The sequence below is a fragment of the Amycolatopsis japonica genome (assembly GCF_000732925.1).
GTDB classification, from domain to species: Bacteria; Actinomycetota; Actinomycetes; order Mycobacteriales; family Pseudonocardiaceae; genus Amycolatopsis; species Amycolatopsis japonica.
The window spans coordinates 2,201,472-2,215,936 of record NZ_CP008953.1 but is presented as its reverse complement, the minus strand read 5'-3'; the positions used below and the strand labels follow the sequence as shown (position 1 = coordinate 2,215,936).

11 protein-coding genes are annotated in these 14,465 nt (G+C 69.8%); 2 read left to right on the top strand and 9 right to left on the bottom strand.

Translation table 11 applies throughout. From position 1 onward, the window contains the following. Nucleotides 1–29 precede the first annotated feature (29 nt). The 5 genes from AJAP_RS10800 to AJAP_RS10780 form a co-directional block, all read right to left on the bottom strand. On the bottom strand, nt 30–2,216 hold the full coding sequence (locus AJAP_RS10800) for a SulP family inorganic anion transporter (RefSeq protein ID WP_174492017.1): 2,187 nt from the start codon (nt 2,214–2,216) through the stop codon (nt 30–32). A gap of 489 nt (nt 2,217–2,705) precedes the next feature. After that, the gene (locus AJAP_RS10795; RefSeq protein ID WP_038510222.1) at nt 2,706–4,958 is read right to left on the bottom strand and encodes a bifunctional SulP family inorganic anion transporter/carbonic anhydrase; all 2,253 of its coding nucleotides are present in this window, start codon (nt 4,956–4,958) and stop codon (nt 2,706–2,708) included. A gap of 239 nt (nt 4,959–5,197) precedes the next feature. Next, on the bottom strand, nt 5,198–6,478 hold the full coding sequence (locus AJAP_RS10790; RefSeq protein ID WP_038510220.1) for an adenosylmethionine--8-amino-7-oxononanoate transaminase: 1,281 nt from the start codon (nt 6,476–6,478) through the stop codon (nt 5,198–5,200). Nucleotides 6,479–6,503: 25 nt separating this feature from the next. Continuing rightward, nucleotides 6,504–7,703, bottom strand: coding sequence for a cytochrome P450 family protein (locus AJAP_RS10785; protein ID WP_038510217.1), 1,200 nt, complete (start codon nt 7,701–7,703; stop codon nt 6,504–6,506). A gap of 24 nt (nt 7,704–7,727) precedes the next feature. Beyond that, complete coding sequence (locus tag AJAP_RS10780) at nt 7,728–8,081, bottom strand: SRPBCC domain-containing protein (RefSeq protein WP_016336029.1); 354 nt, start codon at nt 8,079–8,081, stop codon at nt 7,728–7,730. A gap of 124 nt (nt 8,082–8,205) precedes the next feature. Here AJAP_RS10780 and AJAP_RS10775 point away from each other — a divergent pair, with 124 nt between their 5' ends. Beyond that, a complete protein-coding gene (locus tag AJAP_RS10775) occupies nt 8,206–8,829 on the top strand; it encodes a nucleoside/nucleotide kinase family protein (protein ID WP_038510215.1) in 624 nt (207 codons plus the stop codon). Between the two features lie 4 nt (nt 8,830–8,833). Here the strand turns inward: AJAP_RS10775 and AJAP_RS10770 are convergent, their stop codons facing one another. From AJAP_RS10770 to AJAP_RS10760, 3 genes are all read right to left on the bottom strand, one after another. After that, entirely contained in the window at nt 8,834–9,991 is a 1,158-nt protein-coding gene (locus AJAP_RS10770; RefSeq protein WP_174492016.1) for a glycosyltransferase family 4 protein, read from the bottom strand. 77 nt (nt 9,992–10,068) lie between these two features. Next, a complete protein-coding gene (locus AJAP_RS10765; RefSeq protein ID WP_174492015.1) occupies nt 10,069–11,121 on the bottom strand; it encodes a C40 family peptidase in 1,053 nt (350 codons plus the stop codon). A 446-nt stretch (nt 11,122–11,567) separates the two neighbouring features. Continuing rightward, nucleotides 11,568–11,810, bottom strand: a complete 243-nt coding sequence (locus AJAP_RS10760; RefSeq protein ID WP_038522796.1) for a hypothetical protein — start codon at nt 11,808–11,810, stop codon at nt 11,568–11,570. A 154-nt stretch (nt 11,811–11,964) separates the two neighbouring features. Here AJAP_RS10760 and AJAP_RS10755 point away from each other — a divergent pair, with 154 nt between their 5' ends. Next, on the top strand, nt 11,965–12,957 hold the full coding sequence (locus tag AJAP_RS10755; RefSeq protein WP_038510209.1) for a hypothetical protein: 993 nt from the start codon (nt 11,965–11,967) through the stop codon (nt 12,955–12,957). 44 nt (nt 12,958–13,001) lie between these two features. Here the strand turns inward: AJAP_RS10755 and AJAP_RS10750 are convergent, their stop codons facing one another. Next, nucleotides 13,002–14,390, bottom strand: a complete 1,389-nt coding sequence (locus AJAP_RS10750; RefSeq protein WP_038510206.1) for an NYN domain-containing protein — start codon at nt 14,388–14,390, stop codon at nt 13,002–13,004. Between the last annotated feature and the right edge of the window lie 75 nt (nt 14,391–14,465).

The window sequence follows — 14,465 nt, the reverse complement described above, 5'->3', positions numbered from 1 at the left end:
CCGGATCGAGTCCCGCTGAACGGCTTCCGTTAGCCCCCGGATGTGGTGACGGCCCCGACCGGGGTGAACGACGGGCTCCCCTCGTCCGACAGGTAGACCTGCGCCGCCCCGACGTCGAAGTACATCCCGGTCAGGTGCAGCTCGCCGCGCGCCTCCGCCTCGGCGATCAGCGGATAGTGCCGCAGGTGCTCCAGCTGCTGCAGCACGTTCTTCAGCGCCAGCCGGTCGACCTCGGTGTCCGGGCGTTCGCCGTCGAGGGTCACCGTGGCGTCGCGGTGCGCGCTCGGCTCGGCGTGCCGCAGCCAGGAGGCCAGCATCGGCGCGCCGTCCGGGGCTCCGGTGGCCAGCGCCTGCATCGCGCCGCAGCCGGAATGACCGCAGACCACGATCTCGCGCACCTTCAGCACGCCGACGGCGAACTCGACGGTGGCGCCCATAGACGGATCGGCCCGGCGGGCGGGCACCAGGTTCCCGATGTTGCGCACGGTGAACAGGTCGCCGGGACCGCTCGTGGTGATCATGTTCGGCACGATCCGCGCGTCCCCGCAGGTGATGAAGAGGGTGTGCGGCGACTGGCCGCCCGCCAGTTTGCTGAGCGCCGGCTGCATGAGCGCGGCCGTGCGCCGCTGGAACTCGGTCGCCCCGCGCAGGGTGGGCCCGCCGCGCTGGCCGGGCAGTTCGACGTCCTTGGCCTGCCAGTCGGACCACGGCGCGAGGAACCGCGGCACCGACCGCGCCGCCGCCGTCCGGGTCAGCGTGGGGTCGCCGGACTTGCCCTTGGCGAACCACGGATGCCCGACCTCGTCGACGATCACCGTGCCGCCGGCGCGTTCATGGCCCTGCTGCCAGTTCGACAGGCTCTCGAAGGCGGCGTGGTCGAGGTAGTCGACGACCAGTTCCAGGGTCACCTTCGCGCCGTCGGGCACGGTCGCGAGCACACGGCTGAGCCTCGGCACGGAAAGGAACGTCAGGACGCCCTCGACGACGACGCGCCATTCGCCGCCGTCGCGCTCGGCGTGGATCCCGGACCACACCGTGCGACGCAGCATCAGCAGCACCGAAAGCGCGATACCGAGCAGGACGCCGGTGAGCAGGTCGAAGACGACGACACCGGCGAGCGTCACCAGGTACAGCCCCAGGTCGCCGTGTTTGAGGACCTGCTTCATGTGGCCGGGGTTCACCAGTTTCGCGCCGACGTGGACGAGCAGGCCGGCCAGCGCGGCGAGCGGGATGTTCTGGATGAGCCCGGCGAACGCGGCGACGAACACCAGGATCCAGACGCCGTGCAGGATCGCGGACGCCCGGGTGCGGGCGCCGGCGGTGACGTTGGTCGAACTGCGGACGATCACACCGGTGACCGGGAGGCCGCCGAGCGCGCCGGAAGTCATGTTCGCGGCACCCTGGCCGATCAGTTCGCGGTCGAGGTTCGACCGCGGCCCCGTGTGCATCTTGTCGACGGCGACGGCCGACAGCAGGCTTTCCACGCTCGCGATCAGGGCGATGGTGACCACCGCGACGGCGAACGCGCCCCAGCCGGTGTCCGGGAATTCGGGCGCGAAGCGGATGTTGAGCAGGTCACCCGGCAGGTTGACGCGGGGCAGGGTCATCGCGGTGGCGACGGAAAGCACGGTCACCAGCGCGATCGCGGCGAGCGGGCCGGGCACCTTGCGGACGGCCTTGGGCAGCCGCGGCCACACGAGCAGGATGCCGATCGTGAGCACGCCGATCAGCGCGGCGGTGTCGTGGTGGCCGACGATCTGCGCGGGCAGTTGCGCGATGTTCTCGAGCGCCGAACTCTGCGCCGATCCGCCCAGCACGACATGGAGCTGGCCGAGGACGATCGTGACGCCGATTCCGGCCAGCATGCCGTGGACGATGGCGGGCGAGATGGCGAGCGCCGCGCGGGCGATGCGGCTCAGCCCCAGCAGGATCTGCAGCGCGCCCGCGGCGACGGTGATCGCACAGGTGGTCGCCCAGCCGAAGGTCGCGATGGTCTCGGCCATGATCACCGTCAGGCCGGCGGCGGGGCCGCTCACCTGAAGCGCCGAGCCGCCGAGCGCCCCGGCGACCACACCTCCCACCACGGCCGCGATCAGCCCCGCGACGATCGGCGCCCCTGACGCGAGAGCGATCCCGAGTGAAAGCGGGACGGCGACGAGGAACACCACCAACGAGGCGGGCAGGTCGTGACGAAGCACGGCGAGAGGTTGTTTCATGATCACCAGGAAACTGGTGAATTGTCCGATATGCACCACCTGATCGAGTGAATATCACCCAACGGACGGGTGGCGTGGCCCACTTTCGGCCCGATTCGTTGCCCGGAGATGTCCCCCGCGTTGCGAAAAGCCTTATCCGGTCCCGAATCCTGGGAAATATCGGTTGGGCGCCCGGCCAAGCCACGCCCCGATCTCGCGTGATGGCCCTACCTCAGGACTTCACCGGGGCCGCCCCCGACATGAGTGGCGACTCGGGTTCTCGTGAGGGGTAAGGCAAGGTGCCGTGTTGCGAAAGCCGCTTTCGCAACGTCTGGCTGAACCGGGCTTCAGATGACCGGTCGGACGACACACGTGATCCATCGGACGACACGCGTGACTGGAGGGACGACACACGCGAGCCGTCCGCCTGGACACACGTGTCGTCCGTCTGATCACGTGTGCCGTCCCTCCCGTCACGCGAAAGCTCCGATTACGCGTGATCGCCCTAACTCAGGACTTCACCGGGGCCGCCGCCGACGTGAACGACCGCAGCGCTTCGTCGAGCAGGTACACGTTCGCCTTCCCGACGTCGAAGTACATCCCCGTCAGCCGCAGTTCCCCGCACGCCAGCGAGGCGTCGACCACCGGGTACGAGCGCAGGTTCTCCAGTTGCTGCACAACGTTGTGCAGCGCGAGCCGATCGCCTTCGTGCGCCGGTCGTTCGCCGTCGAGCAGCACCGGCCCTTCGCTTTCCCTGCGCCGCATGGTCGCCTCGCCGTGGCGGAGCCAGCCGCCGAGATGCGCGAGGCCGTCGGGCGCGTCCCCGAGCAGCGCCTTCATCGCGCCGCAGCCGGAATGCCCGCACACCACCACTTCCCGCACCCGCAGCAGCCCGACGGCGTACTCGATCGCCGCCCCCACCGAGAAATCCGCTTCCGCGCGCGGGACGAGATTCCCGATGTTCCGCACGGTGAACAGGTCGCCGGGTCCGCTCGTGGTGATCAGGTTCGGCACGATCCGCGCGTCGCCACAGGTGATGAAAAGCGTATGCGGCTGTTGCCCGTTCGCCAGCCCGTCCCAGGTGCTGCGCAGCAGCGGCGCCGTCCGCCGCTGGAACTCCGAAGCGCCGCGGCACAACGGGACACTGCCGCCGCGCTGGCTCGGCAGTTCGAGATGTTCGGCCTGCCATTGCGACCATGGCGCCAGCCAGCGCGGCACCACCCGGGACGCGACGCCGCGGCGCACGGTCGGCACGCCCGCCTTGCCGCGTTCGAACCACGGATGCCCGATCTCGTCGACGATCACCGTTCCCCCTGCGCGTTCGTACGCGCGCTGCCAGCCGCGCAGGCAGTCGAAAGCGGCGTGGTCGAGGTAGTCGACGAACAGCTCCAGCGTCACCTCCGCCCGCTCGGGGACTTCGGCCAGGACGGTCGTGAGCCTTGGCACGGAAAGGAAAGTGAGCGCACCTTCGATGACGACGCGGGTCCGCGAGCCGTCCCGTTCGACGTGGATCCCGGAGAACAGCATCCGGCGCAGCATCAAGGCGAGCGCCACCGCGATCCCCGCGGCGACGCCGGTCAGCAGGTTGACGGCGACCGCGCCGATCAGGGTCGCGAGATAGACCGGCAGGTCGCCGTGGCGGCGGACCTCGCGGAGGCTGGTGATGTTGACCAGTTTGGCGCCGACGTGGACGAGGAGGCCGGCCAGCGCGGCGAGCGGGATCAACCGCAGCGCGCCCGCCAGGAACAGGCAGCAGCCGAGGATCCAGACGCTGTGCAGGATCGCCGACATCCGGGTGCGGGCGCCCGCTTCGAAGTTGGTCATGGTGCGCACGACGACGCCGGTGACCGGGAAGCCGCCGAGCGAACCGGCGGCGACGTTCGCGAGGCCCTGGCCGACCAGTTCGCGGTTGAGGTCGGTGCGCGGCCCGTCGCGGAGTTTGTCGATGGCGACGGCGGAAAGCAGGCTCTCCAGGCTGGCGATGAGCGCGATGGAGAGGACGGCGGCGATGATCGCCGCCAAGGATCCGGACGGCGCCTGGGGGACGAAACCCAGCCCCGGCAGCCCGTTCGGGAGGTCGACGCGCGGCAGGTCCATCCCCGCCGCGACGGAAAGGCCGGTCGCCAGCGCGACGGCGGCCAGCGGGCCGGGGACGCGGCGCACCGTACGCGGCAGCCGGGTCCACGCCAGCAGGACGCCGACGGTGACCACGCCGACCAGCGCGGCTTGGTCGTGGTGACCGACGATCCGGCCCGGCAGCGCCAGGATGTTCTCGATCGTGGAACTCCGCGCCGCACCGCCGAGAACCACGTGCAACTGGCCGAGGACGAGGATCAGGCCGATCCCGGCGAGCAGGCCGTGCACGATCGCGGGTGAGATCGCCAGCGTCGCCCGTGCCACGCGGGTGAGGCCGAAGAGGATCTGGACCACGCCCGCCGCGGCGGTCATCGCGCAGGTGGCGGCCCAGCCGAAGGTGGCGATGGTCTCCGCGATGACGATGGTCAGCGCGGCGGAGGGACCGCTGACCTGGAGGGCGGAGGCGCCGAAGAAGCTCGCGACGATCCCGCCGACGACGGCGGAGACGAGTCCGGCGAGCAAGGGTGCTCCGGCGGCATGGGCGACGCCGAGCGAAAGCGGGACGGCCACGAGAAAGACGACGACCGAAGCCGGAACGTCGTGGCGAAGGTTCTTCAGGAGGGTCGATGCGGGATTGCGGCGGCCCGGAGGCCCGGTGTCGTGCTCGTCACCAACGATGTCGATCATGGGGGCAGGAAACCCGATCCGCGCGCAAAAGTCCGCTACGCAAAGGTTTCTCAGGTTTGCTTGTGCACCCGAGAACTAGGGCATACCAGGCTTTCGGGGCAAACCGCCCGAGAAGGACCCCGATCGGACTCGCCCGTTCGCTTGACCAAGATCAACTCCCGACCACGCTCTGTACCCAGCGTGGCCTCTCCGGATTGCTGTGGCCGCTGTCACACTCTTTGGGCTGAACTTCGCCGTTTTTACGCTTTTTGTGCGGCCGAGACCATTGCGGAAGTGATCGCGACGAGGTCTTCCGCCTCGGAGATGTAGGGCGGCATCGTGTAGATCAGGTTCCGGAACGGGCGCAGCCAGACCCCGTTCCCGGTGAGGACCTCCGTCGCCACCGCCATGTCCACGGGATGGTCCAGTTCGATCACGCCGATCGCGCCGAGCACCCGCACGTCGGCGACCGACGGCAGCTCGCGAGCCGGTTCGAGCCCGGCCTTCAGCGCGGCCTCGATCCGCGGCACGTCGGACTTCCAGCCGCCTTCGGCCAGGATCCCCAGGGAGGCATTGGCGACGGCCGAGGACAGCGGGTTCGCCATGAACGTCGGGCCGTGCGCCAGCACGGGCAGCTCACCGCGCGAGATCCCGTCGGCGATCTCCGGCGTGCACAGCGCCGCCGCCATCGTCAGGTACCCACCGGTCAGCGCCTTGCCGAGGCACAGGACGTCGGGCGTGACCCCGGCGTGCTCGGCGGCGAACATCCGGCCGGTGCGGCCGAAACCGGTGGCGATCTCGTCGAAGATGAGCAGGACGCCGTTCGCTTCGGTGATCTCGCGCAGCGCGCGCAGATACGCGGGCGGGTGGAACCGCATACCGCCGGCGCCCTGCACGACCGGCTCGACGATGATCGCGGCCAGTTCGCCCGCGTGCCGCCCGATCTCGGTGGCGAGCAGGTCGAGGTAGTCCTGATCCGGCTCGTCGGCGAACCCGCCGGGCGGCCTGGGCAGGAACAGCTGGTCCGGCAGGATCCCGCGCCACAGCGAGTGCATCCCGCCCTCGGGGTCGCAGACGCTCATCGGCGTGAACGTGTCGCCGTGGTAGCCGCCGCGCCAGGTCATCAGGCGCCGCTTTTCCTTGCGCCCCACCGACTGCCAGTACTGCAGGCACATCTTGACGGCGACCTCGACCGACACCGAACCCGAGTCGCACAGGAAGACGTGCCGCAACCCCTCCGGCGCGAGGTCGACCAGGGTCTTGGCCAGCCTGATGGCCGGTTCGTGGGTGAGCCCGCCGAACATCACGTGACTCATCCGGCCCGCCTGCTCCGCCAGCGCCGCGTCCAGCACCGGGTTCCGGTAGCCGTGGATCGCCGCCCACCAGGACGACATGCCGTCGACCAGTTCGCGGCCGTCGTCGAGGGTGAGCCGGACCCCGCTCGCCTCGCGGACCAGCAGGGAGTCGATCGTGCTCGGCATCGGCCCGTACGGGTGCCAGACGTGTTCCGCGTCGAGCGCGAGGAGTTCGGCGGCGTCCATCCGGCGACCCTACGACACGCCCTCCTCAGCGCAGGCGCACAGGGAGGGTCTCCAGCCCGTGGACCAGGGTGCTTTCCCGCCACCGCAACGTTTCCGGTTCGGCGTCCAGGCCGAGGTCGGGGAACCGCTCCAGCAGCCCGCGCAAGGCGATCTCGGCCTCCAGACGGGCCAGCGGGGCGCCGACGCAGTGGTGGATGCCGTGCCCGAACGCGAGATGCCCCGCCGCCGACCGTGTGACGTCCAGGCGGTGCGGGTCTTCGAACCGTCCGGCGTCCCGGTTCGCGCCGAGCAGGGAGACGAGCACGAACTCGCCCGCCGGGATCTCGACTTCGCCGACGGGCACGGCTTCCTTGGTGAACCGGATGGTCGCCAGGTGGATCGCGCCGTCGTAGCGCAGGAACTCCTCGACCGCGCCGGGCAGCAGCGTGGGATCGGCGCGCAGGGCGGCCAGCTGTTCCGGCTCGCGAAGCAGCGCCAAGACACTGTTCGCGATCAGGTTGACCGTCGTCTCGAACCCGGCCACCAGCAGCAGGAACGCCATGGCCAGCAATTCGTCCGCGGTGAGTGAATCGCCTTCGTCGCTGGCGTGGATCAGACCCGAAAGCAGGTCTTCGGCGGGCTCGGCGCGTTTCTCTTCGATGAGGTCGACGAGGTACGCGTGCATCTTCGCGGCCGCGGCCTGCAGTTCCTCCGGCGTTGACCAGGCGACCATCGTGTTCGACCAGGTCGCGAACGCCGGCTGGTCGCCCGCGTGGACGCCGAGCAGTTCGCAGATCACCCGGATCGGCAACGGGACGGCGAAAACGGGCAGCAGGTCGACGCGCTCGGCGTCGCCGATGCCGTCCAGCAGTTCCGCGGTGATCTGCTCGATCCTCGGCCGCAGCCGGGAAACCGTACGCGAGGTGAAGGCCTGGTTGACCAGTTTGCGCAACCGCGTGTGGTCCGGCGGATCCGAGTTGAGCATGTGCGCGCCGAGCGCGCGTACGGCGCTGTCGGCCGCGGATTCGAAGCCGTCGCGTTCGAAGAGACGCTGGATGGCAGCCGGATCCTTGCCCACACGGGGATCCGCGAGGATCGCGCGGGCTTCGGCGTATCCGGTGACGATCCAGGTGGCGAGGCCGCGCGGCAGGCGGACCTTGCGGGCCGGGCCCTCTTCACGCAGCAGCGCCGAAACCCGGTGTGACTCCTGGACGAGATCCCAGTCCAGGTTCTTCGGTTCCCCCATCGGTACGCCTCCCCGGCGCGCCGGTCAGCGTTCGGCCAGCGCGGCCACGACTCGCTCGGTCACTTCGGTCCAGTATGCCCGCTGTTCCTCGCGCTCGTCGGCGCCCGCGAGCCATTCCTGGTGGAACCGGAGCGTGGTCTTCTGGTCGGTACCGCTCACCGTGATCTGCAGGGTCGAGTCGTGGTCCCAGTCCTTCGGGCGCCAGGTCAGCCGGAGCTTGTCGCCTTCGGAGCGGCCGCGGATCTCGCCGGTCGTCCCGTTGGCCGTCTCGTACGCCGCGCCCAGCTCGTGGCCGAGTTCGGCGCCCGGACCGAGCCAGATGCCCACACCCTCGCGTCCGACCAGGAAGTCCCACACCTGGGTGCCGCTGTACGGCACCGTCTGGGAAACGCCTACCTGCCAACCACTTCCGGCTGTTTTGGCCGTTGTCTTGGTCACCGGGCCATCATCCCATCGGGTGTACCGTGCGGCAGTCACCGGTCCGGGTGGAGGATGTCTTCCCGTGCGCTACCGTCCGATTTCTCCCGCTCTGCTGGTGTCCGAACTGACCGAACGCATCACCTCGATCACGGGCCGCCGCCGGATCGCGGTCGCCGTCGACGGCGCGGCCGGTGCGACCAACACCACAGAACTCGCCGACGCCCTGGTCGATCCCCTGCGGATCGCCGGTCACGCGGTGTTGCGGATCTCGGCGAACGACTTCCTGCGCCCCGCTTCATTGCGCTTCGAACGCGGCAAAGAGGACCCGGACTCGCGCTACAGCGACTGGCTCGACCTCGGCGCCCTGCGGCGCGAAGTGCTCGACCCGCTCGCCGAGGACGGCAGCGGTCTCGTCCTTCCGTCGCTATGGGATCCGGTCCGTGATCGCGCCACACGCGCCGAACGCGTCGAACTGCCCGAGGGCGGCGTCGTCCTGCTGGACGGGGAGTTCCTGTTCGGCGCGGGGCTCGCGTTCGACCTGAGCGTGCATTTGTGGCTCTCCCCCGGCGCGCTGAGGCGGCGGGTGCCGGACGCCTGGGCGCTCCCCGCTTACGCGCGCTACGAACAGGAAGTCGATCCGTCGGCGCTGTCGGACGTGGTGATCCGCGTCGACGATCCGAAGCATCCGGCGCGCTACGAACCCTGATTCCTCAGCGCACCGCCGCGACGGGGTCGCCGTCGAGCAGGCCGGAGAGCCGGCTCGCCATGGTGTCCCACCGCCAGTTCTCGCCGACCCAGTCGCGACCGGCGGCCCCCATCCGCCGTGCCCGCACCGGATCGGCCAGCAGCGCCGCCAGCGTCTCCCTCAGCTGCTGCTCGTCGCGTCCGTCGACGACGTGCCCGGTGACCTCGTCCAGCACCGTTTCCGGCGCACCACCGGAATTCCCCGCGACGACCGGCAATCCGGTCGCGGAGGCTTCCAGGTACACGATGCCCAGCCCCTCGACGTCGAGCCCCTTCCCGCGCGTCCGCGCCGGCATCGCGAAGACGTCGCCCGCGTTGTAGTGCGCGGGCAATTCCTTCCAGGGCACCGATCCGGTGATGACGACGCTGTCTTCGACCTCCAGCGCTTCGACGAGCCCGGTGAGCGTCTTGCGGTACGGGCCGCCGCCGACGAGCAGCAGCGCCACGTCCGGGATCCGCTTGCGGAGCTCGGGCAGGATCTTGATCAGCATGTCCTGGCCTTTTCGCGGTACCAAACGCGAAACGCAGACGATCGTCGGCCGGTCGGCGAGCCCGTGCCGCTCGCGGATCTCCTTGCCCGCGGCCGGATCCGGCCGGTAGAGCGCGGTGTCCACGCCGCACGGGAGCATCTCCAGCCCAGCCATCGGGCCGAAAGCGGCCGAAAAGCGGGAGCGCGTGTACTTGCTGACGTAGGTGACGACGTCGACGGTGTCGCCGATCCGCCGCAATGCCTGCCGTGAACCGGGAAGCATCGACCAGCCGACCTCGTGGCCGTGCGTCGACGCCAGCACCCGGCGCGCGCCGGCCGAACGCAGCGGATGCCCCAGCAACGCCAGCGGCGCCGCGGCGCCGAACCAGACGGCCTCGCAGTCGCGGGCGCGCATGATCTCCTTCGCCCGCTTGAGCACGTCCGGGGTCGGCAGCATCAGCGACGTCGGATGGCGCACCACCTCGAACGGGGCGGCGGCGTCGAACTCGCCGTGCGAGCCGGTGCTCGATTCCCAGGAGGGGGCGTAGACGACCAGGTCGTCGGCGGGCAGGCGGGTGGCCAGCGAATTCAGGTAGTTCTGGATACCGCCCGGCCGGGGCGGGAAGTCGTTGGTCACCAGCAGGGTCCTCAGCACCCCTGCAGGCTACTTGGCCCTCCGCATACGAAAGGGGCGGCACCGCTTGCGCGGTACCGCCCCTTGTCGTCTGTTCGTCAGGCCGTCGGGCGACGGGCGCCGACGTAGTTGTTCTGCAGCGGCGACACCTTGACGACGTCACCGGTGGTCGGCGCGTGCACCATCATGCCGTTGCCGACGTACATGCCGACGTGCGAGACCGGCGAGTTGTAGAACACCAGGTCGCCCGGCTGGAGCTGCGACCTCTGCACCGGGGCGCCGAAGGTCGACTGCTGACGGCTGGACCGCGGCAGGGTCAGACCGGCCTGCTTGTACGCCCAGAGCATCAGACCGGAGCAGTCGAAGGACGACGGTCCGGTGTCACCCCAGCCGTACGGGCTGCCGAGCTTGCTCTTCGCGGCCGCGAGGGCCGCCGCCGCGGCGGGACCCGGGGCGGGCAGGTTGGGGAACGCGCCGCCCTTGTCCTTCTGGGCGTTGCGATCCGAGGCACTCAGGTTGCCGCCGGCCCGCTCGATCTCCTTGAGCTGGTCGCTCAGCGTCTTCTGGCGCGCCTCGATGTCCGTGGTCAGCTTGGCGGCCGTGTCACGGGCGGCGGTGGCCGTGTTCTGGGCGTCCGCCGCCTGCTTGGCCGCGGCCGCGGCCTGGGCGACGGCACCGCTCAGGTTGGTCAGAGCGGTGTTCTTGTTCGCGGCGAGGACCTCGAGTGCCGAGGAACGCTCCAGGAAGTCCTGGGTCGACGCGCCCGACAGCAGCGACGACAGCTTGTTCAGCTGCACACCGCTGGTGAAGGAGGCACCGGCGAACTTGTTCACCTCGGCCTGGAAGGTCTTCTCGTCACCGGCCGCCTTGATGCCGAGCTCCTTGGCTGCGGCGGCGTCGGCGGTCGCCTTGTCGAGCTCACCCTGCTTCGCGGCGAGGTCGTCCTTCGCCTTGAGGAGGTCTTCGTTCGCCTTCTCGGCCTGTGCCGCGAGGTCGCGGTACTTGGCGAGCGCGTCCGAGCCGGACGGGGGCTGCTGGAGGGCGGGGCCTGGGGCAGCGGTGGCTGAAGGCTGGGCCACTGTCACCGCGGTGATCACCGCGGCCGCGGCCAAAGCTCCTGACACCACGCGCTTGACTGGATGCGACTGCACGGTCGCGCGTGTCTCCTTTGCTGTCGGCCACCGACTCGGAACCCGGGACGAAGAGGTCGGGGGCCCTCTTCCGCGAAGCCGCGACGCCGACCGTGAGGCCCGCGCGGTTCCCCGCGTTCCCGCCTCGCGCCTGGCCGAGTGCTATCGCAACAGGTTTGGCGCGTGGCTGGTTCCGGTGCAGCTCCCCGACAAAGCTGCCTCAGTGGCGATCCCGTGTCGCCGTCTGGCGACGACTTCCGGCCACGAGATCTCGGACAGGTTACGAAACCACGGGCACCGCGTCCACCATGGGAAGCGCAAAAACTCTCCGTGATGCGCCGAAACACCTTCGGACCAGCATGAGCGGAAAGGTGTGACGGGCGTTACAACCTGGGGCCGATCACGACTACCTACCGTTCACCCGATCGGATCGACCACTCGTCGAATACCCCGGTCGAGGCGTGTCCTCAGGCCGATTTCCGGCGCTCCTGCTCCACGATCTCGACCATCCGGAGGCGCGGGACCATCCCGGCGTCGGCGAGCGCGTCGACCGCTTTCCGCTCGTCGGCGTCCCATTCGAGCGCGAGCGGCGCACCGAGAAGGACGCTGACGACACAGTCATGACATGCGTCACCGCGGACCGCGCACCGGTCGCAATCGATGACGAGAGTCTCTATGTCGGCTATATCGGCGATGGCCTTGTCGTCCATCTCGGACTCCTCACTTTCAGTGGTGAGGTGCACATTAAGAGCGACCACCGACAGTTTCGGGCCTCCGAGACCCGAGTTGTCCACAACCGGTCCTTCCATCCACAACTTTCGGCGGCGTTTCCTTGTCGCCCTGTCGCCCGGCCACCGTGGACGTGTGCCCCTACACAGACGCTGGTCGGAAGAAGCCATCCCGGCCGAACAACGACCGAGCTGGCCGGTCCTGATTCAGGAACAGCACGGCATCGTGACCAGAGCGCAGCTTCTGGCCTATGGACACAGCAAGGCCGCCATCGTCGCGAACCTCGAGGCAGGACGCTGGCAGCGTGTACTACCGCGGGTTTACGCGACTTTCACCGGTCTTCTCCCAAGGCAGGCCAGGGTTCATGCCGCGCTCCGCTACGGAGGCGGGCACGCGGTGCTGAGCCATCGCACCGCGGCCGAGGAGTGGCGTCTCCTGCCGGTCGAGGAAGGTCCGATCGAGATCACCGTGCCCTATTCCAGTTCCGCGATTTCCCAGCCTTCACTGGTGAAGGTGCACAGGTCGCGAGCGCTCCCGCACTCCGCGGCCGAGACATGGCCGCCGCGTACCAAACCTACGGACACGATCGTCGATCTGGCGGTCTCCCAGGCCGGCGCACGGGACGCGGTGAACGTCGTCGTCGACCTCGTCAGCCGGAGCAAAGTCCCGGTCTCCGCGATGCGGGACTGCGTCTCGTCGCGTCCGCCTTTCCGCTTCCGCGCCGAGATCCAGCGAGGTCTCGAATTGGTTGCCGGAGGCCTCATGTCAGCGCTCGAAGTGGAGTTCAAAGAGCAGGTGGAGGAAAGGCACGGCCTGCCGCCGGGCGACCGGCAGACAGCGGTCAAGGTCGACGGGAAGACGTTGTGGGAAGACGTCACCTACGACTCACGAGGCGCGGCGCTGACCGTCCGTCTGGATGGGCGGGCAACCCACGCGATGGCCGCCGTCGCGTTCCGGGACCGCCGGCGGGACAACGCGGCCGAACTCGCCGGCCGGGCCCGTCTGGTCTACGGCTGGCGGGACGTCCGGAATTCGCCGTGCCAAGTCGCGGCCGAGGTACGGACGGTCCTGTTGCGGGAGGGGTGGCGACCGACGGCCGAGCGGGTCACCTGCCCGAGGTGCTCGTGAGTGGTAAGGACGGTTCTAACCGTCCTTACCACTCACGACACGCTTCACACCCGGCTGAGCCGCGACACCAGCACCGCCGACGGCACCGGATGCGCGCCCTTGCCCCGCACCGAATCCGCCACCGCCCGGTCCGTGCTCGCGACCACCATCGGCCGCCCCGGCGGCTCGGCCGCGACGAGGGACCGGATGACGTCGTCCGCGAGCACGCCGCGTTCGGAGAACAGCACCCGCACCCCGCGCGGCACCGCGGCGGGCACGGAAAGCACGCCGGCACCGTCGAACACGACGGTGACTTCGGCCGAAGTCCGCGCGGCGAGCGCGGAAAGCTGGTGGATCAGCCGGTCGCGCTGGTCGGACAGCGCCAGCTCCGGATAACCGGTCTTCGTGACGTTGTAGCCGTCGACGATCAGGTGCACGTTGGGCAGCGCGAGGTGCCGGTCGAGCGCGGTGACGTCCTGGATCTTGCCGCCCGCCCCGAGACCCGACGTCGCGCCGCGCACCATGTCCGCCGGACGCTGACCCCGCGCGCTCACCGAAAGTTCGCGGCGCAGCCCGCCGACGGCGCCCTCGATCGTGTCCAGCAGCAGCCCGAGTCTCACCTCGTCGGCCTGACGCGCCTCACGGGCCGACTGACGGGCGATCTCGGCGTCCGTGACGGCCTTCTCCGCCCGCGCCCGCTCTGTCGCGACACGCTGCCTCTCACGGTCCAACTGGGCCTTCAGCGCCTTGATCTCTTCGGCGCTTTCGGCGCCTCCGCTCTCCAGCCGAGCGTGCGCCTCGGCGACGGCGTCCTTCGCCTGGCGCAGCTGGACACCTTGTTCCCGCAGGCGCTTCAACAGCTTCTCGACCTCGGCGTCGCGTTCGCCTCGCGCACTACCGGCGATCTCCTTGGCTTCGCGCAGTTCTTCACGCAGCTGCGCCAGTTCGGTCTCAAGCCGCTGGTTGCGCGCCAGCGCGGCGTCGCGTTCGGCGCGCAACGCCGTCTCCTCGGCGTTCTTCGCCACCAGCCGGACCCGTCCGGCCGCGCCCGCCTCGCCGAGCAGCACGGCGGCGGCCGCCGCGGCGACGGAATCGGGGGCGTTCGGATCGAGGGCGTCCTTGCGGTGATCACGCAGCCATTCGGTGACCGCGACCCGGAACTGCGAAGACTCCCCCAACGCGGTGAGCAACGCCGTCCCGCCGAGTTTCGCGCGTTTCGCCGGGGCGAACTTCGCGACCGGGCGCAGCTGCCTCGGCACGTCGGCGACCGGCAGTTTCCCGACGGCGGCGGCCGCCAGTTCGGCGATCCGCTCCCGCACGGTCTCCGGCAAGGCCGTCCAGCCTTCGGCAGGCACCTCTTCGGACGTCTCCGTCGCGCCCGCCGACGCCACGACACCCGAGGGGCCGCCGGTGGCGTCCTCGGGCGATTCGGGCACTGCGGGCTGCGGTTGCATCGCTCCAGCGTAGGCCCCATGCCCTCGGGGCGCGCTCGATGGGACGGCGTGCGCGCATCCTGGGATTGTCGGTGC

Coding starts and splice junctions, on each gene's coding strand:
- AJAP_RS10750 (WP_038510206.1), bottom strand. CDS start 14,390: ATGCAACCGCAGCCCGCAGTGCCCGAATCGCCCGAGGACGCCACCGGC.
- AJAP_RS10800 (WP_174492017.1), bottom strand. CDS start 2,216: ATGAAACAACCTCTCGCCGTGCTTCGTCACGACCTGCCCGCCTCGTTG.
- AJAP_RS10785 (WP_038510217.1), bottom strand. CDS start 7,703: ATGGGGGAACCGAAGAACCTGGACTGGGATCTCGTCCAGGAGTCACAC.
- AJAP_RS10795 (WP_038510222.1), bottom strand. CDS start 4,958: ATGATCGACATCGTTGGTGACGAGCACGACACCGGGCCTCCGGGCCGC.
- AJAP_RS10790 (WP_038510220.1), bottom strand. CDS start 6,478: ATGGACGCCGCCGAACTCCTCGCGCTCGACGCGGAACACGTCTGGCAC.
- AJAP_RS10760 (WP_038522796.1), bottom strand. CDS start 11,810: ATGGACGACAAGGCCATCGCCGATATAGCCGACATAGAGACTCTCGTC.